Source organism: Bacillus sp. FSL K6-0069 (assembly GCF_038007785.1).
GTDB classification, from domain to species: domain Bacteria; phylum Bacillota; class Bacilli; order Bacillales; family Bacillaceae_G; genus Bacillus_A; species Bacillus_A mobilis.
Genome location: NZ_JBBOXN010000001.1, coordinates 3,512,286 through 3,538,997, shown reverse-complemented (window position 1 = coordinate 3,538,997; position 26,712 = coordinate 3,512,286). Strand labels below are relative to the sequence as shown.

At 36.7% G+C, this 26,712-nt stretch carries 24 protein-coding genes and 2 pseudogenes; 18 read left to right on the top strand and 8 right to left on the bottom strand.

Annotated elements, in window-relative coordinates; all coding sequences use genetic code 11:
* Positions 1-11 precede the first annotated feature (11 nt).
* Both MHB74_RS18090 and entD read left to right on the top strand, forming a co-directional pair.
* Positions 12-1,868 carry a PTS fructose transporter subunit IIABC gene (locus MHB74_RS18090; protein ID WP_061680373.1) on the top strand — a complete coding sequence of 619 codons (1,857 nt, stop codon included), beginning with the start codon at positions 12-14 and terminating at the stop codon, positions 1,866-1,868.
* Between the two features lie 348 nt (positions 1,869-2,216).
* Positions 2,217-3,149 (top strand): cell wall-binding protein EntD, encoded by a 933-nt coding sequence (gene entD / locus MHB74_RS18085; RefSeq protein WP_061680374.1) that lies wholly within the window; start codon positions 2,217-2,219, stop codon positions 3,147-3,149.
* A 62-nt stretch (positions 3,150-3,211) separates the two neighbouring features.
* On the opposite strand, the gene MHB74_RS18080 is transcribed toward entD, so the two are convergent.
* Entirely contained in the window at positions 3,212-3,457 is a 246-nt protein-coding gene (locus tag MHB74_RS18080; protein WP_048545845.1) for a hypothetical protein, read from the bottom strand.
* A 335-nt stretch (positions 3,458-3,792) separates the two neighbouring features.
* Between MHB74_RS18080 and miaA the strand changes: the two genes are divergently transcribed.
* Positions 3,793-4,746, top strand: a complete 954-nt coding sequence (miaA, locus tag MHB74_RS18075; protein WP_061676391.1) for a tRNA (adenosine(37)-N6)-dimethylallyltransferase MiaA — start codon at positions 3,793-3,795, stop codon at positions 4,744-4,746.
* Between the two features lie 21 nt (positions 4,747-4,767).
* A complete protein-coding gene (gene hfq, locus MHB74_RS18070) occupies positions 4,768-4,980 on the top strand; it encodes an RNA chaperone Hfq (protein ID WP_445661911.1) in 213 nt (70 codons plus the stop codon).
* 19 nt (positions 4,981-4,999) lie between these two features.
* Here hfq and MHB74_RS29225 read toward each other — a convergent pair.
* The 5 genes and pseudogenes from MHB74_RS29225 to MHB74_RS18035 form a co-directional block, all read right to left on the bottom strand.
* A pseudogene (locus MHB74_RS29225) lies at positions 5,000-5,531 on the bottom strand (Gly-Xaa-Xaa repeat protein); the annotation flags it as partial.
* Between the two features lie 11 nt (positions 5,532-5,542).
* A pseudogene (locus MHB74_RS18050) lies at positions 5,543-6,423 on the bottom strand (Gly-Xaa-Xaa repeat protein); the annotation flags it as partial.
* 212 nt (positions 6,424-6,635) lie between these two features.
* Positions 6,636-6,893 carry a hypothetical protein gene (locus MHB74_RS18045; protein ID WP_340844337.1) on the bottom strand — a complete coding sequence of 86 codons (258 nt, stop codon included), beginning with the start codon at positions 6,891-6,893 and terminating at the stop codon, positions 6,636-6,638.
* 5 nt (positions 6,894-6,898) lie between these two features.
* A complete protein-coding gene (locus tag MHB74_RS18040) occupies positions 6,899-8,272 on the bottom strand; it encodes a collagen-like repeat preface domain-containing protein (RefSeq protein ID WP_340844336.1) in 1,374 nt (457 codons plus the stop codon).
* Positions 8,273-8,385: 113 nt separating this feature from the next.
* The gene (locus MHB74_RS18035; RefSeq protein WP_061677941.1) at positions 8,386-9,351 is read right to left on the bottom strand and encodes a tyrosine-type recombinase/integrase; all 966 of its coding nucleotides are present in this window, start codon (positions 9,349-9,351) and stop codon (positions 8,386-8,388) included.
* 263 nt (positions 9,352-9,614) lie between these two features.
* Here MHB74_RS18035 and spoVK point away from each other — a divergent pair, with 263 nt between their 5' ends.
* Entirely contained in the window at positions 9,615-10,571 is a 957-nt protein-coding gene (gene spoVK, locus MHB74_RS18030; protein ID WP_061677942.1) for a stage V sporulation protein K, read from the top strand.
* A gap of 30 nt (positions 10,572-10,601) precedes the next feature.
* On the opposite strand, the gene MHB74_RS18025 is transcribed toward spoVK, so the two are convergent.
* The gene (locus MHB74_RS18025) at positions 10,602-10,739 is read right to left on the bottom strand and encodes a hypothetical protein (protein WP_061677943.1); all 138 of its coding nucleotides are present in this window, start codon (positions 10,737-10,739) and stop codon (positions 10,602-10,604) included.
* 99 nt (positions 10,740-10,838) lie between these two features.
* Positions 10,839-11,462, bottom strand: a complete 624-nt coding sequence (locus MHB74_RS18020; protein WP_048544241.1) for a trimeric intracellular cation channel family protein — start codon at positions 11,460-11,462, stop codon at positions 10,839-10,841.
* A gap of 92 nt (positions 11,463-11,554) precedes the next feature.
* Here MHB74_RS18020 and hflX point away from each other — a divergent pair, with 92 nt between their 5' ends.
* The 13 genes from hflX (at position 11,555) to MHB74_RS17955 (ending at position 26,701) form a co-directional block, all read left to right on the top strand.
* Entirely contained in the window at positions 11,555-12,829 is a 1,275-nt protein-coding gene (gene hflX / locus MHB74_RS18015; RefSeq protein WP_061677944.1) for a GTPase HflX, read from the top strand.
* Positions 12,822-14,093, top strand: a complete 1,272-nt coding sequence (locus tag MHB74_RS18010) for a methionine gamma-lyase family protein (RefSeq protein WP_061677945.1) — start codon at positions 12,822-12,824, stop codon at positions 14,091-14,093. The genes hflX and MHB74_RS18010 overlap by 8 nt, the downstream gene beginning before the upstream one ends.
* A 175-nt stretch (positions 14,094-14,268) precedes the next feature.
* The gene (gene glnR, locus MHB74_RS18005) at positions 14,269-14,658 is read left to right on the top strand and encodes a transcriptional repressor GlnR (RefSeq protein WP_000656784.1); all 390 of its coding nucleotides are present in this window, start codon (positions 14,269-14,271) and stop codon (positions 14,656-14,658) included.
* A 48-nt stretch (positions 14,659-14,706) separates the two neighbouring features.
* Positions 14,707-16,041: a type I glutamate--ammonia ligase gene (gene glnA, locus MHB74_RS18000; protein ID WP_061677946.1), complete on the top strand. Its 1,335-nt coding sequence runs from the start codon at positions 14,707-14,709 to the stop codon at positions 16,039-16,041.
* A 453-nt stretch (positions 16,042-16,494) separates the two neighbouring features.
* On the top strand, positions 16,495-17,235 hold the full coding sequence (locus MHB74_RS17995) for a YveK family protein (protein ID WP_061677947.1): 741 nt from the start codon (positions 16,495-16,497) through the stop codon (positions 17,233-17,235).
* Complete coding sequence (locus tag MHB74_RS17990; protein WP_061677948.1) at positions 17,184-17,846, top strand: CpsD/CapB family tyrosine-protein kinase; 663 nt, start codon at positions 17,184-17,186, stop codon at positions 17,844-17,846. Before MHB74_RS17995 ends, MHB74_RS17990 begins: the two co-directional genes overlap by 52 nt.
* Before the next feature lie 290 nt (positions 17,847-18,136).
* Entirely contained in the window at positions 18,137-19,963 is a 1,827-nt protein-coding gene (locus tag MHB74_RS17985) for a polysaccharide biosynthesis protein (protein ID WP_061677949.1), read from the top strand.
* A 33-nt stretch (positions 19,964-19,996) separates the two neighbouring features.
* Positions 19,997-21,154, top strand: a complete 1,158-nt coding sequence (locus MHB74_RS17980; RefSeq protein ID WP_061677950.1) for a glycosyltransferase family 4 protein — start codon at positions 19,997-19,999, stop codon at positions 21,152-21,154.
* Positions 21,139-22,248 (top strand): glycosyltransferase family 1 protein, encoded by a 1,110-nt coding sequence (locus tag MHB74_RS17975; RefSeq protein ID WP_061677951.1) that lies wholly within the window; start codon positions 21,139-21,141, stop codon positions 22,246-22,248. Before MHB74_RS17980 ends, MHB74_RS17975 begins: the two co-directional genes overlap by 16 nt.
* A 5-nt stretch (positions 22,249-22,253) precedes the next feature.
* Positions 22,254-23,147 (top strand): glycosyltransferase family 2 protein, encoded by an 894-nt coding sequence (locus tag MHB74_RS17970; RefSeq protein ID WP_061677952.1) that lies wholly within the window; start codon positions 22,254-22,256, stop codon positions 23,145-23,147.
* Positions 23,148-23,180: 33 nt separating this feature from the next.
* Positions 23,181-24,245: an EpsG family protein gene (locus MHB74_RS17965; protein WP_061677953.1), complete on the top strand. Its 1,065-nt coding sequence runs from the start codon at positions 23,181-23,183 to the stop codon at positions 24,243-24,245.
* 42 nt (positions 24,246-24,287) lie between these two features.
* Entirely contained in the window at positions 24,288-25,436 is a 1,149-nt protein-coding gene (locus MHB74_RS17960) for a glycosyltransferase family 1 protein (protein WP_061677954.1), read from the top strand.
* Between the two features lie 62 nt (positions 25,437-25,498).
* Positions 25,499-26,701, top strand: a complete 1,203-nt coding sequence (locus tag MHB74_RS17955; protein ID WP_061677955.1) for a glycosyltransferase — start codon at positions 25,499-25,501, stop codon at positions 26,699-26,701.
* The last annotated feature ends 11 nt before the right edge of the window (positions 26,702-26,712 follow it).

Below are 26,712 nucleotides of genomic sequence, written 5' to 3'. Positions count from 1 at the left end.
GGAAGCAACATATGAAAATTACAGAACTATTAAAAAGGGATACAGTTATTATAAATTTGACAGCTTCAAATAAAGAAGCTGTCATAGATGAATTAGTTGAGAAATTAGACGGTGCAAATCGTTTAAATAGTAAAGCGGAATTTAAAGAAGCTATTTTAAAGAGGGAGTCACAAAGTACGACTGGAATAGGGGAAGGGATTGCAATCCCTCATGCGAAAACAAAAGCTGTTAAGCAGCCGGCGATTTGTTTTGGCAGAAGTGTAAGCGGTATCAACTATGAATCGCTTGATGGACAGCCAGCGTATTTATTCTTTATGATTGCTGCGAGTGAAGGGGCGAATAATACTCATTTAGAAACGTTATCCCGCTTATCTACTTTATTAATGGATGAAGGATTTCGTAAGCAATTATTAGAAGCAAAGGATGAAGAGGAACTTCTTCGTTTATTTGATGAAAAAGAGAATGAAAAAGAAGAAGAGGTTGAAGTTGCAAAACCAGAAGGAAATGAACCATACGTATTAGCGGTTACGGCTTGCCCAACTGGAATCGCTCACACGTATATGGCGGCGGATAGCTTGAAAGCAAAAGCAGCAGAGCTAGGTATAGCAATTAAAGTTGAAACGAATGGATCAACAGGTATAAAAAACGGTTTAACGAAAGAGGACATTGAACGTGCAACGGCTATAATTGTTGCGGCAGATAAACAAGTAGAAATGAACCGTTTTGCTGGGAAACATGTCATTCAAGTGCCAGTCGCTGATGGGATTAGAAAAACGGAAGCGCTTCTTAATCGAGCTGTAAAACAAGATGCGCCAATCTTTAAAGGAATAAAGGAAGATGGGAAGATAGAGAGCGCCGAGAAAGAAAAAGGGTTAGGAATTTATAAGCACTTAATGAACGGTGTAAGTAATATGCTTCCATTCGTTGTTGGTGGCGGAATTTTAATTGCATTAGCATTTTGGGTTGGTGGTATAAAAGCAGAAGGGCCATTGGCTGAATTGTTAATGTCTATTGGTGGAGGTAAAACAGGGGCGTTTTTATTCCTCGTACCAATTTTAGCTGGATTTATTGCAAGTTCTATTGCTGATCGTCCTGGTTTTATGCCTGGTGTTGTCGGTGGATTTTTAGCAGCACATGCGAATGCTGGGTTTTTAGGTGGATTAATTGCTGGTTTCTTAGCTGGGTATGTTGTTGTAGGATTGAAACGATTGTTCTCAGGATTACCAGTACAGTTAGAAGGAATTAAGCCTGTATTGTTATATCCAGTCTTTGGATTGTTGATTACAGGAGTTGTTATGCAAAAAGTAGTAATTCCACCTGTAGTAGCAATGAATGAAATGTTAACAGGATGGTTAAATGGTTTGAACGGTACAAATGCTATATTATTAGGTCTTATTTTAGGTGGCATGATGGCAATTGATATGGGTGGTCCAATTAATAAAGCAGCATTTACATTTGGCATTGCTGCAATAGAAGCGCAGAACTTTGGAATTCACTCAGCAGTTATGGCTGGTGGTATGGTACCGCCGTTAGCGATTGCATTCGCAACTACTTTCTTTAAATCAAAATTTACTGAGGCAGAACGTAAATCTGGTTTAACAAATTATATTATGGGAGCGTCGTTTATTACAGAAGGTGCGATTCCATTTGCAGCTGCAGATCCGATTCGAGTAATAGTAAGTTGTGTTGTTGGTTCAAGTATTGCGGGTGCATTATCTATGTTATTCCAAATTACATTACCAGCGCCACATGGTGGATTGTTTGTTATCGCATTAGTAAATAAACCGGTGTTATATATTTTCTCGATATTGATAGGGACAGTTGTTTCAGCTCTTATGATGGGGATTTGGAAAAAGAAAGTTAAATAACACATGAAAAAGGAGGAGCTTTTATTAGCTGATCCTTTTTATTACAAAAAAGAAGGTTAATAATTGGAGAATGATGGATTTTGGTAAAAGATGTAATGAAATATGAATTTTTTGTAACAAAAAAGTAATACTGTAATTTTTTCTGGAAAAAAATTCTGGTGCTTGTACGTGGAAAATATATGAAAACTATTGGGGATTCTATTGGAAAGAGAATTCATTAATATGGAAATTTATGTTACAACTCATTAATCGCATATTACGAATGGTTTGTAATTGTGTGATTTCTAAAAATCTCAAAAATCTGTTGCTATAATGAAAATACGAAAACAAAGCAAATGGAGGCTATTCATGAAAAAATTATTAGGTATAGCAACAGCAGCAGTTTTTGGTCTTGGGATTTTTGCGGGTTCTGCGAAAGCAGAAACGATTGTAACAACAGACGTATTAAATGTTAGAGAAAACCCAAATGTAGAATCAAAGCTTGTAGGTAAAATGTTGAGTGGAAATACATTAGATGTGGTAAATACAGAAAATGGATGGACAAAAATTAAATTAAATGGTCAAGAAGCGTTTGTGAGTGCTGAGTTTACAAAAAGTACATATTATGTAACAGCGGGCGTGTTAAATGTTCGTGCTGGAGCGAGTACGGACTCTGAAATTCTTGGTAAACTTAATAAAAATGATGTAATTGAAACGACAAATCAAGTTCAAAATGAATGGTTACAATTTGACTATAATGGAAAAACAGGATATGTTCACGTGCCATTTTTAACAGGGACGGCACCTGTGATTGAAAAGAAAGAAGTTGTCACGCAAGAAGAAGCACCGGAAAAAATAAATACGCCGGTTAAAAATAATAAAGCAGTTAAGAGTAAAGAGTCTGTTAAGAATGTAGAATCAAGTAAACCTGTGGCAAAAGAGAAGACAACTGCGAAACCAGTTGCGAAATCTGCTGAAACAAGTGCGCCTGCTGGTGGACGTGAAATAACAGTAGAAGCGACAGCGTATACAGCGCACCCAAGTGAGAATGGTACGTATGGTGGTCGTGTATTAACTGCAATGGGGCATGATTTAACAGCAAATCCAAATATGAAGGTCATTGCTGTTGATCCTAAAGTGATTCCACTTGGATCAAAAGTATGGGTAGAAGGATATGGAGAAGCAATTGCTGGAGATACAGGTGGCGCGATTAAAGGAAATCGTATTGATGTTTTAGTTGGTTCAGATGGTAGTGCTGATAACTGGGGGCGCAAATCTGTAAAAGTGAAAGTTATAGAGTAGTATATATGTATGAATATGAAAGGCGGTTGCTTGAAATTGTATAAGCAACCGCCTTTTGTGGATTATTGAAAAGGATAAATCGTTTTACCTGTAATAATTTTATATGCACTGCAAAATTGATTTTGAATATATTCTGTATTTTCATTTTCTGGATGTAATGTTGTTTCTTGGAGAGTAGAATGAAAAGAACGTAGCAAACAATTTAAGGCGAAGTATAATTCTTCTTGTGAGCAATTTTGTTCTTTTGTAGCAGTAGCTAAAATGAGGTCTTTTGTTAAAGATGAAAAATTAATGGTGGATTGTTTCATAGTCAACTCATCCTCTCGAAGGTATTTTTTATCATGTATATGCGGAATTGGACAAACTATGTTCTTTTTTATTTATCCCGCTTTAATGGGCAGTAAGACCCCCCACCTCAAAATGCAGCGAAAGCAAAGAAGTTAGGTGGGGGATCAACTGCCCCTAAAAGTCCGATTGGTGAGGGCTGATAATCAGTGGGGGATGAAGAAAACCCCCGCTGATTAAAGTTTCACTTTATAATTTCATGTACCGGAATGAAAGAACTTGCAATCATGCCGTTAAAATTGGTAAGATTGGATATAATCAATAGATGGAGTACATCACATAAAGAGAGTTGAATGATATGGGAGAAGTGCAACGTGAAAAAGTTGCTGTCATCATTGGACCAACTGCTGTTGGGAAGACGAAGTTAAGTATTGATCTTGCTAAAGCGTTGAATGGTGAAATTATAAGTGGAGATTCCATGCAGATTTATCGTACGATGGATATTGGAACTGCAAAGGTGACGAAAGAAGAGATGGACGGAATTCCACATTATATGGTTGATATAAAAAATCCGGAAGAATCATTTTCTGTTGCCGAATTTCAAGAACGTGTTCGTAAGCATATTCGAGAGATTACAGAGCGTGGTAAATTGCCAATTATCGTTGGTGGAACTGGCCTGTATATACAATCTGTTTTATTCGATTATCAGTTTACGGATGATGCTGGTGATACTATATACCGAGAACAAATGGAACAGTTAGCATTAGAACGTGGTGTGGAATATGTACATAAAAAGTTACAAGAAGTAGACCCAGAAAGCGCTGAGCGTATTCATGCAAATAATGTACGCCGTGTCATTAGGGCGTTAGAAATTTTCCACACGACGGGTGAAAAAATGAGTGATCAACTTGAAAAACAAGAAAACGAGTTATTATACGATGTTTCCTTGATTGGCTTGACAATGGATCGAGAAATGCTATACGATCGCATTAACTTGCGAGTTGATATAATGATGGACCAAGGTTTATTAAAAGAAGTAGAAGGATTGTATAATAGCGGGATACGAGATTGTCAATCTATTCAAGCGATTGGGTATAAAGAGATATATGATTATTTTGAGGATCGTGTCTCTTTAGAAGAAGCGGTAGTACAATTAAAGACGAATTCACGTCGTTATGCAAAGCGTCAATTAACATGGTTCCGTAATAAGATGGATGTCACATGGTTTGATGTTACAGACGGTGAAAAAACGTCAGAAATTTTACGATACATAGAAGGAAAGTTACAACTAAAGTCGAATAATAGTAAGTAGAGAAAAAGAGGAGGATTCGACATGAAGCAATCAATCAATATTCAAGATCAGTTTTTAAATCAACTCCGTAAAGAGAATACGTTTGTTACGCTGTACTTATTAAATGGTTTCCAGCTTCGTGGATTAATTAAAGGATTTGATAATTTTACAGTCCTACTGGAAACAGAAGGTAAGCAACAGCTTATTTATAAACATGCAATTTCTACATTTGTACCAAAAAAATGTTTCAATTGAAAAAAATGTTTCAATTGAATTAAACAAGATCGTGGAATTTAAGCGATTCTAAATACATGATGTTAGTGTTGCCTGTTTCAGGAATTGTAATTTCGCATTTAACAGAAAACTAATGTTTCGATCGTAAAAAAGAGTCGCCTATTAGATTTGAAGAGAAGTTGTCAGTTGCGACTGCTCCATTTATTGAAATTTTTTTTAGTTGTAGAGATGGATACGCTAATGACATAAAAACAATACTGTATCTGTGCCGTTGAAGATAATGTTGTTTATGTTAATTGCGATTAAAAATGAAGTTGTTAAAAATACATGTTGTTTGTAACGACAATTGTTGCCACAGGGAAATGTAGGCCCAGTAGGTCCAGTTGGTGTCCGGTAGGTGTTTCAGACCTTGAACACCTTGAGGTGTAACCTGTGTTCTTGAACACCTTGAGGTCCAGTAGCACCCGTGTTACCTTGATTTAACACCCGTGACCTTGAATGTTTAGCACCTGTGCCTTGAGCAGTCCAGTAGCACCTGTGTTTTGAACACCTTGAGGTCCAGTGGCACCAGTGAATGACCTTGAAGTGAGTCGCCTATTAGATTTGAAGAGAACGTTGTCAGTTGCGACTGCTCCATTTATTGAAATTCCTACCTTGAGGTCCAAGTGGGGCACATCCTGGTGCAGTTGTAGAGATGGATACGCTAATGACATAAATACCAGCGTTGATAACAGTAACTGTATCTGTGCCGTTGAAGATAATGTTGTTTATGTTAATTGCAGTATTAAAAATGAAGTTGTTAACCCGTGTTTGCTGACCTTGAGCAAGTAGCACCACCTGTGTTACCTTGAACACCTTGAGGTCCAGTGGCACCGGTAGCCCGTGGTCCTTGAGCACCTTGAGGTCCAGTAGTCCAGTAGCACCTGTGTTACCTTGAACACCTTGAGGTCCAGTAGCACCAGTAGCACCTGTGTTACCTTGAACACCTTGAGATCCAGTGGCACCAGTAGCACCTGTGTTACCTTGAACACCTTGAGGTCCAGTAGCACCCGTGTTACCTTGAACGCCTTGAGGTCCAGTGGCACCAGTAGCACCTGTGTTACCTTGAGCACCTTGAGGTCCAGTGGCACCAGTAGCACCCGCAGGTTGAGCACCTTGAGGTCCAGTAGCACCAGTAGCACCTGTGTTACCTTGAACGCCTTGAGGCCCAGTAGCACCCGTGTTACCTTGAGCACCCTGAGGTCCAGTAGCACCTGTGTTACCTTGAACACCTTGAGGTCCAGTGGCACCAGTAGCACCTGTGTTACCTTGAACACCTTGAGGCCCAGTAGCACCCGTGTTACCTTGAACGCCCTGAGGTCCAGTAGCACCTGTGTTACCTTGAACACCTTGAGGTCCAGTAGCACCTGTGTTACCTTGCCGCCCAGTAGCACCCGTGTTACCTTGAGCACCCTGAGGTCCAGTAGCGCACCGGTAGCACCCGTGTTACCTTGAACACCCTTGAGGCCCAGTAGCACCCGTGTTACCTTGAACACCTTGAGGTCCAGTAGCACCAGTAGCACCTGTGTTACCTTGAACACCTTGAGGCCCAGTAGCACCGTGTAGCACCCCTTGAGGTGTAGCACCCGTACCTTGAACGCCTTGAGTGTTACCCAGTAGCACCAGTAGCACCTGTGTTACCTTGAGCACCCTGAGGTCCAGTGAGGTCCAGTAGCACCCGTGTTACCTTGAACGCCTTGAGGTCCAGTAGCACCGGTAGCACCTGTGTTACCTTGAACGCCCTGAGGTCCAGTAGCGCCGGTAGCACCCGTGTTACCTTGAACGCCTTGAGGCCCAGTAGCACCGGTAGCACCTGTGTTACCTTGAACGCCTTGAGGTCCAGTAGCACCGGTAGCACCTGTGTTACCTTGAACGCCTTGAGGTCCAGGTAGCACCCGTGTTACCTTGAACGCCTTGAGGCCAGTAGCAGGTCCTGTGTTACCTTGAACGCCTTGGTCCAGTAGCACCCTATACCTTGAGGCCCAGTAGCACCGGTAGCACCCGTGTTACCTTGAACGCCTTGAGGCCCAGTAGCACCGGTAGCACCTGTGTTACCTTGAACGCCTTGAGGTCCAGTAGCACCCGTGTTACCTTGAACGCCTTGAGGCCCAGTAGCACCGGTAGCACCTGTGTTACCTTGAACGCCCTGAGGTCCAGTAGCGCCGGTAGCACCTGTGTTACCTTGAACGCCTTGAGGTCCAGTAGGTCCAGGAGGCCCGCCAGAAGGTCCGGTAGGTCCAGTAACTCCTATACCAGTGGCACCGGTAGCACCCGTGTTACCTTGAGGTCCAGTGGCACCAGTAGCACCGGTAGCACCTGTGTTACCTTGAACGCCCTGAGGTCCAGTAGCACCTGTATTACCTTGAGGTCCTTGAGGTCCAGTAGCACCCGTGTTACCTTGAACACCCTGAGGCCCAGTGGCACCGGTAGCGCCTGTGTTACCTCGAGGTCCAGTAGCGCCCGTGTTACCTTGAGGTCCAGTGGCACCAGTAGCGCCTGTGTTACCTCGAGGTCCAGTGGCACCAGTAGCACCCGTGTTACCTTGAGGCCCTTGAGGTCCAGTAGCGCCCGTGTTACCTTGAGGTCCAGTGGCACCAGTAGCACCTGTGCTACCTCGAGGTCCAGTGGCACCAGTAGCGCCTGTGTTACCTTGAGGCCCTTGAGGTCCAGTAGCGCCCGTGTTACCTTGAGGTCCAGTGGCACCAGTAGCGCCTGTGCTACCTCGAGGTCCAGTGGCACCAGTAGCGCCCGTGTTACCTCGAGGTCCGGTGGCACCAGTAGCGCCTGTTGGCCCTGTAGGTCCTTGAATAAATGAAGCAGAATTAACTAGAGCGATTTGTAATGCTGCTATTAATTTAAGAAGCTCTTGAAGTGTGCAAGGGTCAATTCGGAATAGTTTTGTAATGTATAGTAAATAATTAATTAGATTTTGAAGCTCAATAAATACAGCGCTTGCTACGAAGGTTGGGTTTTTTAATATAGTTATTAAATTTTTAATAATAGCTAACCCTTGTGCTTTCAGGGAGGAAGTAGCGTCTAGTGAACAAATAAATTTACTTAGTAAGTTCAATGTATCGATTAGATCTTCAATATTTTGAGGAGATGGATTTGCGAAAAGTTTTGGAATTATTTTTGTTAGATCGATAATGATTGCGCGGAATGTTCTAAGTTGTGCCTTAGTAACTGGGATGGATGGAGTATTTGGGATTCGTCCGGCGCTACTTGGAAAGCATGGTTTGGAGAATTTGTTCTGACTGTCGTTAAAATGAGACATTAAATCTCTCCTTTCTCATGAGGATATGAACGAAACTCATCATAGTAGATGCAAAAATTAGTTAAATGGTCATAGTAAAATCGTTTGTTTAAAGAAAAAATAGAAAAAACGCCTTAGGATAAGGCGTTTTTTCTATTTTCTGCGTATTGATAATATCGTTTGAGTGAAACTTTTGATTTAAATCCAACTAGTTTTATAATTTCTGATTCTGGAGTTTCTTTTTTTATTAAGTTTAAAATATAGGTGTTACGAAAGTGTTGTCCTGAGATTCCTTTACGTAAATTAGCTCTAGATACTTCAAGGCGAATCATTTTTTGGATAGCGATTTCTGTTAATCCCTTTGGTGCATCATTTTCGTATACCCATCTGTATGTTCCGCGATTAAAATCAAAGGCAATAAATAATGGATCATTACTATGGTATTTTGGACGAACGGGCTCTGGGATGCTTTTGTAATAAGTATATAGTTGTTTTTTGTCTTCGCTAGTTAATGTAATTGTTCTTTCTATCCCTGCGGTTGCTGGGATAGATAATGTGTTCGTCTCAAAGTGGACGTGCTGCATAGTTAATGCTGTAAGATCTTGTAAGGATAATCCGTAGTCGATTAATAAATTTAAAATAGTGATATTACGATCCATTAATAAAGGGCGCACAGGACGCTGTTTTTCTGAAAGTCCTTCTAATGAAGTGACTATATGTTTTAATCTTTTTTCTTCATCAGATGAAATGAAATCCTCATTACGAAGTGTGCGGTCTGGTTGAATAGAAATTTCCATGTTCTTTAATGGATTAGGGATGTTTAGAAAGTGATGCATTCTATTTAATACAATAAATACACGGTGCATCGTTTTCTCTGAGTAATGTCGATTCTTTTTTAAGTCGGAAAAGTAATCTTCATAGTCTTTTGTACAAAGTGTAGCCCATATATTACTGGAAGGGAGCTTTTTGTTTTTTTCTAACCAATGTCCGAAATCTTCAATGTCATAAACATAACGTTTAATGGTTGAAGGTTTTCGGCCTTTATTCAATAAAAAAATAGAAAAGGCTTGTATTGTATCATGGAATTCCGTTGTCTCCATAGTCCCACCACCTTCATTATTTCTTATATTATAGCAAACTTTTCTGAAAATAGTCATTTGCAAGGGAGACAGGAATAATAATATTTGGTGAGTGGATAAAGTGAAACTTTAATCAGTGGGGTATTTGTTCATCTCCCTTGATTATTAGTTGAACCAATCGGGCATTTACGGGTAGCTATCTCTCGTCTAACTTCCTCGCGTTTGCTGAATTTTGAGGTGGGAGTCTTACTGCTTGTTCATGCAGGATAAAATGAGGTGAGTGTATGGAACAATCGATGCGAAAGAAAAATAATAATCAAATTAACATTGTGTTAAATCATCGAAAGAAAATTTCTTTACCGGCCGCGGAAAATAAAACGGTAATTTCAAGTGAAACTACTACGAAACATGAGATGCTGCAAAGAATTGAAGAAGAGATGGGAAAGCTCGTTGGGATGGATGATATAAAAAAGATAATAAAAGAAATATATGCTTGGATTTATGTAAACAAAAAAAGACAAGAAATAGGGTTGAAGTCTGAGAAGCAAGTACTCCACATGTTGTTTAAAGGGAATCCAGGTACAGGGAAGACAACTGTTGCTAGAATGATAGGGAAATTGTTGTTTGAGATGAATATTCTATCAAAAGGGCACTTAGTTGAAGCTGAACGTGCGGATCTTGTAGGAGAATATATCGGTCATACAGCTCAAAAAACAAGAGATTTAATAAAAAAAGCAATGGGAGGTATTTTGTTTATTGATGAGGCGTATTCATTAGCCCGAGGGGGAGAAAAAGATTTTGGAAAAGAAGCAATTGATACGCTCGTGAAACATATGGAAGATAAACAACACGGTTTTGTATTAATTTTAGCTGGATATTCAAGAGAGATGAATCACTTTCTTTCATTAAATCCAGGTCTGCAATCCCGTTTTCCATTTATAATTGAATTTGCGGATTACTCGGTAAATCAGCTGTTAGAAATAGGGAAGAGGATGTATGAAGAACGTGAATACCAGTTATCGAAAGAGGCTGAATGGAAATTTAGAGATCATTTACATGCTGTAAAGTACTCATCGCAAATTACATCGTTTAGTAATGGAAGATATGTACGGAATATTGTTGAAAAATCGATTCGTACACAGGCTATGCGCTTGTTGCAAGAGGATACGTATGATAAATATGATTTAATTGGGATATCAAGTAGTGATTTGATGCTTGAAGAGGAGACGCACAGTACGTAAACTGTGCGTCTGTTTTTTGTATAAGTGCTGTTACTCTTTTTTTGCTTTGTCTTGATAAGATTTATGGAAACGTTCCATTTTAGCACTTTTTTCGTGTGCAGAATTAGGGTCATGTCCAATTTGACCTACTGAGCTTTTTTGAGCACCTTTCTTAACATGGTTTGTCATTTGTATTCACCTCGCTTTGAGGATTAGTATAAACATTATGTAAAGAAAAACTCGTTAGAAAAGAAAAACCTCTTTACGTTCTGTAAAGAGGTTGGATTGCTATTTATGCACTGAACGTTCGTTTGTGTCTATACGTCTATGCGGTAAATGCCATTTGTAGTGAATAGAAACCATGCGGAAGCAAACAATTAAAATGAATAAGGTGTATAAAGCCCAATCACTAACAATAATTTGAGCACCGATTAAGAAACCTGCTAGAATTGTCCAAAAAGCATATACTTCAGCTCGAAGAACGAGAGGTTTTCTGCGGGCTAAAAGATCGCGGATGATACCACCACCAATGCCGGTTAAAACAGCTGCTACGATTGTAGCGCTAATTGGTAAATTTAATTTCTGAGCGTATAATGCTCCTTGTACGGCAAATGCTGATAAGCCGATAGCATCAGTGATATTTTCCCACTTTTTCCAGTGTCTAATTAATTTATTTGGAAAAAGAAAAATAATTGTCATTGATAAAAGTGCGATTTGGAATAACATGTCTTGTTGCCAAAACGCGACAATCGGATAACCAATTAATAAATTACGAAGGGCACCTCCCCCAAATGCGGTTGCCATTCCTAAAATATACACCCCGAAAATATCATAATCCTCTTCCATTGCAACAATGGCTCCGCTTAGTGCGAAAGCAATTGTGCCTATGATGCTAAAAATCTCCCATGCCATGAATTTTCTCCCCCGCTAACTAGATGAAATGTGCTTCCTCTGCTATTATATTAGAAGGTTTAAATTTCGAAAAGGATGAGTGAACATATTTGATGGAAGAAAAAGAAAAAGTCATATTAGTGGGCTGTCAATTGCCGCAAGAAGATGATGAAAAATTTATGCATTCCATGAAAGAGCTTGCATCGCTAGCGAAGACTGCGCGAGCAGAATTGTTAGTGTCTACAACGCAAAAACGACCGAAGTTTCATCCGGCGACGTATATAGGTAAAGGTAAATTAGAAGAGCTTACAATGTTAACTGAAGAATTAGAACCGGATGTTATCGTATTTAATAACGAATTAACTCCGAGTCAAATTCGGAATTTATCCTCAGTATTAGATGCGAGGGTAATTGATCGAACGCAACTCATATTAGATATTTTTGCGCAACGTGCGAAGTCGAGGGAAGGTAAGCTTCAAGTAGAATTAGCTCAGTTGCAATATACAATGCCGCGTCTTATGGGGCAAGGATTGTCTTTATCACGTCTTGGTGGTGGTATTGGGACAAGGGGGCCCGGTGAGACGAAACTGGAGACGGATCGTCGTCATATTCGATCACGCATTGATGAAATAAAGAAGCAACTTGCAGTTGTAGTGGAACATCGAAAAAGATATCGTGAGAGAAGAAAAGATAATAAAGTATTTCAAGTTTCATTAATAGGATATACGAATGCGGGGAAATCTACGCTGTTTAATAGGTTGACGGAAGCTGATACATTTGAAGAAAACTTGTTGTTTGCAACGTTAGACCCGACGACAAGGAAAATGCCGTTACCTTCTGGTTATACAGTATTACTAACTGATACGGTTGGTTTTATACAGGATTTACCTACGTCATTAATTGCGGCTTTTCGTTCGACATTAGAAGAAGCTGGTGAAGCGGATGTTATTTTACATGTAGTTGATTCTGCAGATCCTAATTATGTAGGGCATGAAAAAACAGTAAAACAATTATTGTCAGAACTTGAAATTAATCATATTCCTATTATTACGTTATATAATAAAAAAGATGAATTACATCAAAACTTTATTCCGTTTCCGAAAAGTGACTTCTTAATGACTAGTGCTTTTGAAGAAGATGATTTATTACATATAAAAGAAGCGATAGAAACGAAAATGAAGGAAGAAATGAATTGTTATCAAGTGGAAATTCCTCCGAGTGAAGGTAAGTTGTTAACGTTATTAAAAACGGAAACACTTTTAACAAAGATGGAGTTTTTAGAAGGTAAATTTGTATATGATTGCGTAGGGTATATTTTTGCTCATTCATCGCTTAATGTGCAATTAAAGAGATTTTTAGTGGAAGAAGGAGAAAATAAAAATGTTTGATCGTTTGAAAAATGGAGAAAAAATTGCTCCAATCGTAAAAGAAGTAGAGAGCCAAATTACAGAAGTACATAAACGTGCGGATGAAGTAATTGAAAGTAATCAGTTTCGTGTATTAGAAAGTTTTCGTAAACATAAAATTAGCGATTCGCATTTTATTCCGACAACAGGTTACGGTTATGATGATATTGGCCGTGATACGTTAGAAAAAGTGTATGCGGATGTATTTGGAGCGGAAGCTGGTCTTGTTCGTCCACAAATTATTTCAGGTACGCACGCTATTTCTACAGCGTTATTCGGTATTTTACGTCCAGGAGATGAGTTATTGTACATCACTGGCAAGCCGTATGATACGTTAGAAGAAATCGTTGGTGTACGCGGAAAAGGTGTGGGTTCATTTAAAGAATATAATATTGGTTATAATGCAGTTCCGCTTACTGAAGAGGGGCTTGTTGATTTTGGAGCTGTTGCGGCTGCAATTCATAGTAATACGAAGATGATTGGTATTCAGCGTTCAAAGGGCTATGCTACTCGTCCGTCATTTACTATTTCTCAAATTAAAGAAATGATAGCGTTTGTTAAAGAAATTAAACCTGATGTTATTGTATTTGTAGATAATTGTTATGGCGAGTTTATCGAAGAGCAAGAGCCATGTCATGTTGGTGCAGATTTAATGGCAGGTTCGCTTATTAAGAACCCTGGTGGTGGGATTGTTAAAACTGGTGGTTATATCGTTGGTAAAGAGCAGTATGTTGAAGCGTGTGCATATCGTTTAACATCTCCGGGAATCGGTGCGGAAGCAGGGGCATCTTTATACAGTCTACAAGAAATGTATCAAGGTTTCTTCTTAGCGCCGCATGTAGCGGGACAAGCGCTAAAAGGTGCGATTTTTACAGCTGCATTTTTAGAGAAGTTAGGAATGAATACATCACCAGCATGGAACGCACCAAGAACAGATTTAATTCAGTCTGTTCAATTTGATGATAAAGATCGTATGATTGCATTCTGCCAAGCAATTCAATATGCATCTCCGATTAATTCTCACTTCACTCCATATGCCAACTATATGCCGGGATATGAAGATGATGTAATTATGGCTGCGGGAACGTTTATTCAAGGTGCAAGTATTGAATTGTCAGCTGATGGTCCAATTCGTCCCCCTTATGTTGCTTACGTGCAAGGTGGGTTAACTTATTCACATGTGAAGATTGCGATTTGTTCTGCAATTGATGCATTAATTGAAAAAGAATTATTAACGATTTCTTAAGGGGAAGCTGTCGATTTCGACAGCTTTTTTCTTGTGAAAGTAATGATTTATTTCATTAGAAAAAAGAATGAAAAAATTTATAAAAAAATCATGTAAGAAAAGCTAACATCTATTGACACTAAACATAACATGGTATAAAATGAGAAGCAGTTAAGGCGAAGGAGGAACTGAAACAATGAAAGAAGATAGACGTTCTGCCCCGCTGTTTCCTATTGGTATTGTTATGGATTTAACACAATTATCTGCACGTCAAATTCGCTACTATGAAGAGCATAATCTTGTTTCTCCAACCCGTACAAAGGGGAATCGTAGATTATTTTCATTTAACGATGTAGATAAGTTGTTAGAGATTAAAGATTTATTAGATCAAGGCTTGAATATGGCTGGTATTAAACAAGTGTTACTAATGAAAGAAAATCAAACAGAAACAGTGAAAGTAAAAGAAGAAACGAAAGAAATTTCAAAAACTGAGCTTCGCAAAATACTTCGAGATGAACTACAACATACAGGTAGATTTAATCGGACTTCATTGCGACAAGGTGACATTTCAAGGTTTTTTCACTAAAGAGAACTGATTCTGAAGGTGTTTAGAGGGACTAAGGAGGAATTTATAATGGCTAGGTACACAAAAGAAGATATTTTCCGTTTGGCGGAAGAAGAGAATGTAAAGTATATCCGTTTACAATTTACAGACCTTTTAGGCGTAATTAAAAACGTAGAGATTCCAGTGAGACAATTAACGAAAGCTCTTGATAACAAAATGATGTTTGATGGATCTTCGATTGAAGGTTTCGTACGTATTGAAGAATCTGATATGTATTTATATCCTGACTTAGATACTTGGGTAATTTTCCCATGGACTGCTGAAAAAGGTAAAGTTGCTCGTCTAATTTGTGACATTTACAATGCAGATGGCACTCCATTTGATGGAGACCCACGTAACAACTTAAAACGTGTGTTAAAAGAAATGGAAGCTTTAGGATTCTCAGATTTCAATCTTGGACCAGAGCCAGAATTCTTCCTATTTAAAGTAGATGAAAAAGGAAATCCAACATTAGAATTAAACGATAACGGTGGATACTTCGACCTTGCGCCGATGGATCTAGGGGAAAACTGTCGTCGTGATATCGTTCTTGAACTAGAAGAGATGGGCTTTGAAATTGAAGCGTCTCACCATGAAGTTGCTCCAGGGCAACACGAAATTGACTTTAAATATGCAAGTGCAATTCGCTCATGTGATGATATTCAAACATTCAAACTTGTTGTAAAAACAATTGCTCGTAAACACGGTTTACACGCAACATTTATGCCAAAACCATTATACGGTGTGAACGGTTCAGGTATGCACTGTAACTTATCACTATTCAAAAATGGTGAGAACGTATTCTTCGATCAAAACGGTGACTTACAATTAAGTGATGATGCTCGTCATTTCATCGCAGGTATTTTAAAACACGCACCAGCATTTACAGCGGTAGCAAATCCAACTGTAAACTCTTACAAGCGTTTAGTACCTGGATACGAAGCTCCTTGTTACGTAGCATGGTCTGCACAAAACCGTAGTCCATTAGTACGTATCCCTGCATCTCGTGGTATTAGTACACGCGTAGAAGTACGTAGTGTTGACCCAGCTGCAAACCCATATTTAGTAATGGCTACATTATTAGCAGCAGGTCTTGACGGAATTAAAAATAAATTAACTCCACCAGCTGCAGTAGACCGTAACATCTACGTAATGACAAAAGAAGAGCGCGAAGAAGCTGGCATCGTTGATTTACCAGCAACATTAGCGCAAGCTTTAGTTACATTACAGTCGAATGAAGTAGTATGTGGTGCACTAGGTGACCATTTACTTGAGCATTTCATCGAAGCAAAAGAGATTGAGTGGGATATCTTCCGCACGCAAGTTCACCAATGGGAACGCGATCAATATATGTCTCTATACTAAGAGGCTTAAACCCTTGACACATAATGTGTTGAGGGTTTTTTAATTATAAGGAATTTTATAGGAGGAAGATAAAGGGGAAACAAATTCAAAAATGTATTTGCTAATACCTATGTGAAATGAATATCATTTTAAAAATGGAGTTATTTAAATGGGTTAAAAAGCCTGGATCAATTACGTTTCAATACAAAGAAAAACCCCCTGATACTGCAGTAATAGGGGGGGTTCGTCATTTATCTACAGTGAATTATGAAGAATGTTGTCGTAATTTTTGAGCGGGAATTAAGAAGTGGCTAAACAAAAATAAATTGTATTGACTCGTTCTATATAAAGAACTAAAATGACAGTAATTAGGGAGTTTTGTATATTCGAAAAATAAAAATAATAATTTTATTTTTATTTTTTTATGGAATGTTCAACTGAAATCTCATTGGTATTAAATGAGGGGGAGAAGTAATGAATAAGGAAATAAATTTGAAAAATCTATTCACTGTAATATGGAAAAGGATGTGGATACTGCTATTGTTTACGACTCTTACAACGGTAGGAGGAGCTTTGTATAGTGTGTATATGAAAACGCCTCTGTATGCTTCCTCAGCAAGGGTAATTGTTCAAGCTAACGCTGAAACGATGAATACATTGAAAGCGATGGTGAATGAGCCTGTAATATTAGAAAAAGTAGCTGCTGAATTGAATATAAACAGATCAGCAGGTGCATTAAGTGGACAAATAAGTACGGAAAGTGTACAAGGCTCTCAAATTATGAGGATAAATGTAGTGGATATGGATCCTGTGCTTGCACATAAAATTGCAAATACTACAGCGGCTGTTTATAAACAAGAAGTAGCTAATATACTGAATTTTAATAATGTGAGCATATTACCAGAAGATCCAGTTCAAAAATATTCTATGCCTATAAATATAAATCACTTTAAGACGATACTAATCGCATTCACGTTAGGTATGGTGCTCAGTATCGGTTTTATTTTTTTATTGGATTCATTGGATGAGAGAATCAAATCAGAACGACGAATTGAACAATTGTTAGATATCCCTGTTTTAGGTGGAATTTCTAAAATGAATAAGAAGAATATGAAAGATAAATTTAGTGGGAAAAATACAGTGTTATTGGGGGAGGGAACAGAGTGGCATACAAAAATAGATGGAAAACAAATAAAGTTAAAGGAGAAAGTATGATTGCGTATACCGCCCCAAGATCGAAAATTTCGGAGCAGTATCGTTCGCTACGAACTAACATTCAATTATCTTCGTCGATTCATAAAAGTAGAACGATAGTGATTACTTCTCCGAGGTACGGTGAAGGAAAATCAACAATTACAGTTAATTTAGCGGTTTCAATAGCGCAAAAAGGCGAAAAAGTATTGGTAATAGATGCGAATTTACGAACACCAACGATTCATGAAATGTTTGGAGTGGAAAATACAATTGGATTAACTGACATATTGAACGGAAAAACAAATTTGGTGGGTGCTGTAAAAAAAACAAAGATGGAAAGTTTAGATGTATTAACTAGCGGTCCAGTGCCATTCAATCCGTCAGAAGTACTTAGTTCAGAGGCAATGGATATGTTGATTCAAAAGGCGATGGAACGGTATGACATCATATTATTTGACTCTTCCCCTGTATTAGAAGTAACAGATACGAGTGTATTAGCTGATAAGTGTGAAGGAGTACTTTTGGTGATCCGGTATGATCGCACTGTGAACGAAGATGCGCTTGAAACGAAAAGAGCACTAAGCTTTACGAAGAGTAGAATATTGGGTGCGATTTTGAATGGGAAAGTCTAGAAGATATTATTAAATTAAACATTCGTACGTGAAATTGTTCGTTATAAAGAAAAAACAATAGAATTGTGATGTGGTGATGTCTCCTAACCGCTATCAATGGAGGCACTCGATTATGCTGTGGGTTGTGAAAATAACCTTAGATGCCAGTCGTCAAAAGTGTAATGTGAGGGAGGGTTAGATGCCCATGTTTTATTAAAGTTTCTAACTATGTGTTTTTAATAAAGAGAATATAGTTAGAAACTTTAAGTTTGAAAGAGTTAAGTAAGGAATTGATTAAAGGAGGAAGTTATATGACGTATCGCCGGAGGATATCGTTATTGCTTTTAATGGATTCACTGATAGTATTAACTGCTATTTTTTTTAGTTATTTTTTTGTAAATGCTAGCTTCAGTGTTATCACTTTATCATCAGTTATTAGCTCTATCACTTTATTAGTTAGTCATCATTTGTTTGCTTTTATTTATAAGTTATATAAAAAGGCTTTGGAATATGCAAGTATAGGAGAATTGCTAATTATATGCAAGGTTGTTACATTTTCTATACTTACTACAGCGGCTGTGCAGCAACTAGTCATCGGAAAAATGTATTTTCGATTGTTAGTTGTTACTTGGATGATTCATATTTTATTAATAGGTGGTTCTCGCTTTATTTGGAGAATGTACAGAGATATTTATTATGTAAAAAAAGGCGATAAGAAAAGAACGTTAATTGTTGGTGCTGGATCTGCTGGGACAATGGTTGCAAGACAGTTGTTGAAGAACAGTGCTACGGAATTAATGCCAGTCGCATTTATTGATGATAATATCAAAAAACATAATCTAGATATTTGGGGGATTCCGGTAATTGGTGGTATGAACCAAATTGATTACGTTATTAAAAAAATGAATATCGAAATGATAATTTTAGCAATTCCTTCGTTAAACAAAAAAGAAAGAAATATTATTTTAAAAAATTGTTTAAAAACAAATGTTAAAACGCAAATTCTTCCAATGTTAGAAGACTTAGTAACAGGTAAAGTTTCAGTGAATGAATTCAGAGATGTTCAAGTAGAAGATTTATTAGGGCGTGATCCTGTAGAGCTAGATGTGGATATCATTTCAGATTATATAACTGATAAAGTCATTTTAGTTACTGGTGCAGGTGGATCGATAGGCTCAGAAATTTGTAGACAAGTTGCGAAATTTAAGCCCAAAAAATTGATTTTATTAGGGCATGGAGAAAATAGTATATATTCAATAGAAATGGAATTAAATGAAAAACATAATGATAGGAAAGGCGTGTTTATTCCAGAAATTGCAGATATCCAAGATGAAAAGAAGATGCATGTAATAATGAAAAAACATCTTCCTCATGTTGTATATCATGCTGCTGCACATAAACATGTACCATTGATGGAAAACAATCCTGAAGAGGCTGTTAAAAATAATTTGATTGGGACTATGAATATAGCAGAGGCGGCAAGAACGCATGGAGTAGGAACGTTTGTTATGATTTCGTCAGATAAAGCAGTGAACCCAACGAGTGTTATGGGGGCAACAAAGAAATTAGCTGAGATGGTAATACAACATAAAGATAAAATAAGTCATACAAAGTTTGTTACTGTACGATTTGGAAATGTCTTAGGGAGTAGAGGGAGTGTTATCCCGTTATTTAAGAAGCAGATTCAAAAGGGAGGACCAGTTACAGTTACTCACCCAGATATGGTTCGTTATTTTATGACTATTCCGGAGGCGTCTAGACTTGTAGTACAAGCTGGTGCGTTAGCAAAAGGGGGAGAAATTTTTGTGCTCGATATGGGAGAACCAGTAAAAATAGTGGATCTTGCTAAAAACCTCATTCGATTGTCAGGAAACTCCGTGGATGAAATCGGAATAGAATTTACGGGTATACGCCCAGGAGAGAAACTTTTTGAAGAATTACTAAAAGAAGATGAAATGAATGAGCAGCAAGTCTACCCAAGAATTTATGTAGGACAAGAAATGAATGTTCGTATAGAAGAAATAGAGGGATTGATTTCTGAATATACAGAATTAGATAAGTTTGAATTAAGAAAGCGATTGTTAAATTTAGTGAATCAACGTAAAACTTTAAAACTATTAATACCAGTATCAGGTTAATGGCAAAAATTCATAATAAGACGGGTGCGTGGGATGGTGTCTAAAAAAGTTCTGTTTTGTGCAACTGTGGATTATCATTTTAAAGCTTTTCATTTACCGTATTTGAAATGGTTTGCAGATCAAGGTTGGGAAGTACACGTTGCAGCAAATGGGGATATACACCTTCCGTATGTAACTGAAAAATATAATATTCCTATTCAAAGATCACCTCTTAGCATACAAAATCTTCATGCATATAAAAAACTCAAATCAATTATTCATCAAAATAAATATAATATCATTCACTGTCATACGCCTATGGGAGGCGTAATTGCTCGTCTAGCTGCTCGGGAAGCAAGGAGGGAAGGGACGAAGGTCATATATACAGCACATGGATTTCACTTTTGTAAAGGATCATCGTTTATAAATTGGCTTTTATATTATCCAATTGAAAGAAGTTTGGCAATTAATACAGATTGTCTTATAACAATTAACCAAGAAGATTACAATTTAGCAGTTAAACATCGTTTTCAAGCAAAAGATATTAAACTAGTTCATGGTGTAGGGGTAGATATAGAAAGATTTACCCCAGTAACTGAAACGGAAAAACAAGCATTAAAGCTAAAATTTAACTATAATCCACAAGATTTTTTAATGTTTTATGCTGCTGAATTTAATAAGAATAAAAACCAAAGTTTTTTAATTCGTGTATTAGCAAAATTGAAAAATGAAATTCCTCATGCGAAGCTACTACTTGCTGGTGAAGGGCCCTTAATGGAAGAGTGCAAAAAAATAGCGACGCAACTAGGCGTGAGTAGTATGGTTCACTTTCTTGGTTATAGAAATGATATAGCCTCTTTGCTACAGATGTGTAATCTAGCTCTTGCTTCGAGTTATCGGGAAGGTTTACCAGTTAATATTATGGAAGCTATGGCTTGTGGGCTTCCGGTTATCGCTACAAGTAACAGAGGGCATAGGGAGTTAATTATTAATAATAAAAATGGTTGGACTATAGAACGCGATGACATAAAGACGATGGCTGAAAGAATCAATTCTATTTCTAAAAATACTGAATTACAAGCGCAGTATGGACAGTATGGACGTACTATTATCACAAATGAATATTCAGTTAATGAAGTATTGAAAGAGAAAAAAGAAATTTATACAAGTTATATGGATGAAATGGAGGATTTAAATTGGGCGCTCCATTAAGAGTATTACATGTAGTCGTAAATATGAATAGAGGCGGAGCCGAAACTTTAATTATGAATTTGTATCGTAATATAGACCGCTCAAAAGTACAATTTGATTTTTTAACTTGTAAAGAGGGGGTATTTGATGAAGAGATAGTAAAGTTAGGCGGGAAAGTTCATAGAATTCCATACGTTACAGATGTTGGTCATAGAGGTTATATAAAGGCACTAGATACTTTCTTTAGCACTCATCCGCATTATAAAATCGTTCATTCACATATGGATAAAATGAGCGGTTTTGTACTTCGTTCAGCTAAAAAGGCAAGAGTTCCAATTAGGATTGCGCATAGTCATAGTACAAGCAGTGAGGGTGGCGCTATAGCAAACATATATAAATGGTATGCAGGAGCATTTATTATGTCGTGCGCTACACATTTTTTAGCATGTTCAGTAGCTGCAGCGCAATGGTTGTTTGCGAATAGAGAAAGTACAACAAAAATATTAAAAAATGGAATTGAATGTGATGAATTTACATTTAATCCAGACATTAGAGAGCAGGTAAGAAAAGAACTGAAACTTCATGGGGATGTTTTTGTGATTGGACATGTGGGAAGATTTGCATATCCAAAAAATCATACTTTTTTAATTGATATTTTTGCTCAATTAATAGAATATAGGCCGAACTCTATTCTTCTATTAGTTGGAGATGGACCGCTTCGATTAGAAATGGAGAACAAAGTAGAGAAACTGAATCTAACAGATAAAGTGAAATTTTTAGGAATACGTAGTGATATTAATCGTTTATTACAAGCATTTGATGCATTTGTATTTCCATCTATTTATGAAGGTTTGCCAGTTACCCTTATTGAAGCACAAGGGTCGGGTTTGCCATGTATTATATCGGATACTATTACACAAGATGTGGATTTGGGGTTGAATTTAGTTGAACAGTGTTCTTTGCTACATATAAGAAAATGGGTAGGTCTATTACAAAATATAGAAAACAAGCAGGCATCGCGAAGTGTGAAACAATATGTATTAGCTGAAAAAGGATATGATATAAAAAATATTACAGGGTTTACCCAAGAGTTTTATGTTGAAGTATCGAGGTGAGCATATTGAAAAAGCTAACGATTTTTACCCCTACATATAATCGAGCATATTGTCTTCAGGGGTGTTATGAAAGTTTGAAGCAGCAAACGTGTCAAGATTTTATATGGTTAATTATAGATGATGGGTCTGATGATTATACAAAGGAGTTAGTGCATTCTTGGATTTCTGAAGATTGCATAAGTATAAGGTATTATTGGCAAGTAAATCAAGGGATGCATGGTGCTCATAATACAGCTTACGAGATGATTGATACTGAACTTAATGTGTGCATTGATTCAGATGACTCAATGCCTAGTGATGCTGTAGAGAAAATCATTTCGTTTTGGGATGAAAATGGAAGTGACCAAGTAAGTGGAATCATTGCTCTTGATTTATATAAAGATGGGACAGTAATTGGTTCAAAGCTACCATTAAATCTTAACCGTTCTACACTGTTTAATCTTTACAATAAACATGGTGTAACTGGAGATAAGAAATTGGTATATCGTACAGAACTAACAAAGAAGTATCCATATCCGATTTTTAAAAATGAGAAGTATGTAGGTTTGGCATATAAATATTATATGTTGGATCAGAAATATGAAATGTTACTGATGAATGAAGCTCTTTGTTATGTTGAATATCTACCTGATGGTTCTTCGATGAATATGTTAAGTCAGTATCGTAAAAATCCAAAAGGTTTTGCTTTTTATCGTAAGGAACTGATGAAGCTACCATTTGCAAATAGGCTATTTAAATATAGACAAGCTGTACATTATGTCTCAAGTAGCTTTATAGCAAAAAATAAAAAATTTATAAAAGAGTCACCATGCAAAGTGCTTACCCTTTGCGCAGTGCCATTAGGGGTTATTCTATATAGTTACATTACATTGAAGACAAGAATAAAAGTAAATATATAGGGATTTACTTAGGATTGATAAGAGGGAAGAATAATGACTATACTTTGGATGAATTTCTTTATAGTGTTCATACTAGCGTTTTTCGCACGGTATTTTGCTATGCCAGTAACTTCAGAAATGGTGATGTTAAAACCGAATCGACTATTGATTTTAATGGCGACGACATCTCTTGTACTAGTATCTGGTTTTAGAAATAATATCGGTGATACGTATTTTTATATGCATGCTTTTACAGTTACTGATTTTAATTGGGATTATATTCAAAGTAGTAAGGATGTTGGATTTAGTATTTTGCAAATGATTTTAAAGGCATATACGAATGATCCGCAAGTTTTGATTTTGATAACAGCTCTAATAACAAATATATTAATAGTAGCAGTTCTATATAAATATTCAAGAATGATTGAATTAAGTTTATATGTGTATATCGCATCCGGCATGTATTTAGTGTCAATGAATGGAGTAAGACAGTATTTAACTGCAGCGATTATTTTTACTGCTACAAAATATATTTTAGATGGGAATTGGAAGAGATATTTTTTGATTGTACTATTTGCTTCTACTTTTCATCAAAGCGCCCTTGTATTAATTCCTATTTATTTTGTAGTCCGAAGAAAAGCATGGTCGACAATAACATTTATACTACTCTTTATTGCAGTACTTATAGTAATAGGGTTTAATCAGTTTGCAGAAATTTTCTTTGCGACTATAGGGGATACACAATATGGTCACTATAAGGATTTTCAAGAAGGGGGAGCTAATATTCTTCGGGTTGCTGTGGATGCAATACCGCTCATTTTAGCTTATGTTGGAAGACATAAATTAAGAGAGATTTTTCCAGAAAGTGATTATATCGTAAATATGGCATTGTTAGGTCTAGTATTTATGATTATTTCAACTCAAAATTGGATTTTTGCAAGATTCTCCATATATTTTGGGTTATATCACTTGATATTGATATCGTGGGTTATAAAGTTGTTTATAGAAAAGGATCAAAAGTTAATTTACTATGCAGTAATATTATGTTACTTTGTTTACTTTGTATATGAACATATCATTACTTTAGGAATAGTTTATAAGAGTAGTTTCTGGGGATAAAATATATATTTGAAAATCGTTCTTAGATGGGAGTAATTTTCAATGTTTAAACAAGAACGACCAAAAAGAGTGTTACATATCGTTAGTGCGATGGACCGAGGTGGCGCTGAGACCTTATTAATGAATGTATATAGGAATATAGATCGAGAAATAGTGCAATTTGATTTTGTTTCTCATAAAAGTGAAGAAAGTGATTATGATAAGGAAATCATCGCGTTAGGTGGAAAAATACACCGAATATCTAGTTTAGGACAGCTAGGCCCTCTCTCATACATTAAAGAGCTTGTTAAGGTAATGTCTGATAATCAATATGTGGCGGCCCATGCACATACTGATTATCAGGGGGGGATCGTGGCTATTGCTGCTAAAATAGCTGGTATAAAAATAAGGATTTGTCATTCACATAGTAATAATTGGCCGATGGGATCGGGGATAAAAGGGAAAGTTTTATTGAGTTTTTTACGAACAGTTATTACTTATGTGGGAACAAATTATTGTGCGTGCAGTGTAGAATCTGCACGTTTTTTATTTCAAAAAAACATTGATAATTCAAAGGTAAAGATAATGAAAAACGCAATAGATATTAATCAATTTGTTAATGTAAATATACAGGATGATAATACAGTAAGGGATGAATTCAATATACCAGTTGAAAAGAAAGTGATTGGTCATATTGGGCGTTTTTCTGAATCTAAAAATCATATATTTATATTGAAAGTTTTCAATGAGGTATTAAAATATGATCCTAATTTTATGCTTGTTTTAGTAGGAGATGGACCGTTAAAGAACTCTATTGAGCTAGAATCGAAAAGACTAGGTATCTATGAAAAAGTTAGATTTTTAGGAGTAAGAAAAGACATTCCAAGAATTATAAGGATGTTTGATGTTTTTCTTTTTCCGTCACTTTTTGAGGGATTTGGAATTGTTGCATTAGAAGCACAGTGTGCAGGTGTTCCGTGTGTAGTGGCAAATACTATAACTAAAAATGTTGATATGGGATTAGGGATAATATCATTTGTTAGTTTGGATGAAAATCTTAAAATATGGTCTGTAGAAATTCAAAGGGTTTTGGAAAAAGAAAAATTAAATACAGAAATAATAGCTGATACGATCTCGAAGCTCGGTTTTGATATAAAGAGTAATATTCCAGAGTGGTTATTATTATATGGATTAGAGTATAGGGAATCGTAGTTACATGTAATTACTTTCATAAGAATAAAACTAGTAAAATAAATCGGATGAGGGAGTAAGAAATGAAAAAGAAAAAAATTCTCATTACATCATTTGATATGGCAATTGGAGGAGTAGAAAGAAGTTTAATTGGTTTATTGAATACAATCGACTATAGCAAATATGATGTAGATTTAATGTTATTTAAACATGAGGGAGAGTTTCTTTTTTTATTACCTAAACTGCCTAATTTGTTAAAGGAAGTAAAACAATATACTACTTTTAGAAAATCGATTAAACAAATATTGCAAGAAGGGCAAATTACAATTGGAATGGCAAGGACTTTAGGGAAAATTTTTGGAGATGTGCATGGGAGATATGTGAAAAGTGCAGAGGTGGGATATTTCGTTATTCAGTATGGATGGAGAATAACTTTACCATTTATACCAAAACTGGAAGAGGAGTATGATGTAGCAATTAGTTTTTTATGGCCCCATTATTTTGTTGGAGATAAAGTTCGAGCGAAACAAAAGATTGGTTGGATTCATACAGATTATTCAAATATAAACCTTAATGCAAACATGGAGTATAAAATGTGGAGCAAAATGGATAACATCGTAGCAGTTTCAGAAGGATGTCGAGATTCATTTCTTAGTATTTTACCAAATGTAAATAAGGATGTTGAAATTATAGAAAATATATTATCTCCGGAGTTCGTACGTGAGCAAGCACAAGGGGAAGATGTTATGAAAGAACTACAGATGAAATCTGGAAAAATAAAGCTTGTTACTGTAGGGCGGTTATCATATGCAAAAGGAATAGACGTTGCTATGCATGCTTTAAGAAAGTTATTAGATGAGGGATATGATATGGAATGGTATGTAGTTGGGTATGGAGCACTAGAAGCTGAACTTAGAAAGTTATTAGCTGAACTTAAACTGGAAAAACATTTTTTTTTATTGGGTAAAAAGACAAATCCCTATCCATATATAAAAGCATGTGATATATATGTGCAGCCATCGAGGTATGAGGGGAAAGCTGTAACAGTTCGTGAAGCGCAAATCATTGGAAAGCCAGTACTTATTACTAATTTTTCAACTGCTAAAAGTCAGGTACAGGATGGAATTGATGGATTAATAACTGAGATGGGAATAAACGGGATAGTTAATGGAATAAAGAGACTTATTGAAGATAAAGAGTTAAGGGAAGTACTGGTAGAAAATACTCTGAAAGGTGAATATGGAAATCGTAATGAAATCAATAAATTATATGCATTATTTTCGTAAAGGGAGAATAA

Bases quoted from the DNA above. Each gene is read 5' to 3' on its own strand.
- hflX (WP_061677944.1), top strand. From the start codon at position 11,555: ATGGAAGAAAAAGAAAAAGTCATATTAGTGGGCTGTCAATTGCCGCAA.
- MHB74_RS17965 (WP_061677953.1), top strand. From the start codon at position 23,181: ATGACTATACTTTGGATGAATTTCTTTATAGTGTTCATACTAGCGTTT.
- MHB74_RS17955 (WP_061677955.1), top strand. From the start codon at position 25,499: ATGAAAAAGAAAAAAATTCTCATTACATCATTTGATATGGCAATTGGA.
- miaA (WP_061676391.1), top strand. From the start codon at position 3,793: ATGGGAGAAGTGCAACGTGAAAAAGTTGCTGTCATCATTGGACCAACT.
- glnR (WP_000656784.1), top strand. From the start codon at position 14,269: ATGAAAGAAGATAGACGTTCTGCCCCGCTGTTTCCTATTGGTATTGTT.
- MHB74_RS18035 (WP_061677941.1), bottom strand. From the start codon at position 9,351: ATGGAGACAACGGAATTCCATGATACAATACAAGCCTTTTCTATTTTT.
- glnA (WP_061677946.1), top strand. From the start codon at position 14,707: ATGGCTAGGTACACAAAAGAAGATATTTTCCGTTTGGCGGAAGAAGAG.
- entD (WP_061680374.1), top strand. From the start codon at position 2,217: ATGAAAAAATTATTAGGTATAGCAACAGCAGCAGTTTTTGGTCTTGGG.
- MHB74_RS18025 (WP_061677943.1), bottom strand. From the start codon at position 10,739: ATGACAAACCATGTTAAGAAAGGTGCTCAAAAAAGCTCAGTAGGTCAA.
- hfq (WP_445661911.1), top strand. From the start codon at position 4,768: ATGAAGCAATCAATCAATATTCAAGATCAGTTTTTAAATCAACTCCGT.
- MHB74_RS17980 (WP_061677950.1), top strand. From the start codon at position 19,997: ATGGTGTCTAAAAAAGTTCTGTTTTGTGCAACTGTGGATTATCATTTT.
- MHB74_RS17960 (WP_061677954.1), top strand. From the start codon at position 24,288: ATGTTTAAACAAGAACGACCAAAAAGAGTGTTACATATCGTTAGTGCG.
- MHB74_RS17995 (WP_061677947.1), top strand. From the start codon at position 16,495: ATGAATAAGGAAATAAATTTGAAAAATCTATTCACTGTAATATGGAAA.
- MHB74_RS17985 (WP_061677949.1), top strand. From the start codon at position 18,137: ATGACGTATCGCCGGAGGATATCGTTATTGCTTTTAATGGATTCACTG.
- MHB74_RS18020 (WP_048544241.1), bottom strand. From the start codon at position 11,462: ATGGCATGGGAGATTTTTAGCATCATAGGCACAATTGCTTTCGCACTA.
- spoVK (WP_061677942.1), top strand. From the start codon at position 9,615: ATGGAACAATCGATGCGAAAGAAAAATAATAATCAAATTAACATTGTG.
- MHB74_RS18040 (WP_340844336.1), bottom strand. From the start codon at position 8,272: ATGTCTCATTTTAACGACAGTCAGAACAAATTCTCCAAACCATGCTTT.
- MHB74_RS18090 (WP_061680373.1), top strand. From the start codon at position 12: ATGAAAATTACAGAACTATTAAAAAGGGATACAGTTATTATAAATTTG.
- MHB74_RS18010 (WP_061677945.1), top strand. From the start codon at position 12,822: ATGTTTGATCGTTTGAAAAATGGAGAAAAAATTGCTCCAATCGTAAAA.
- MHB74_RS18080 (WP_048545845.1), bottom strand. From the start codon at position 3,457: ATGAAACAATCCACCATTAATTTTTCATCTTTAACAAAAGACCTCATT.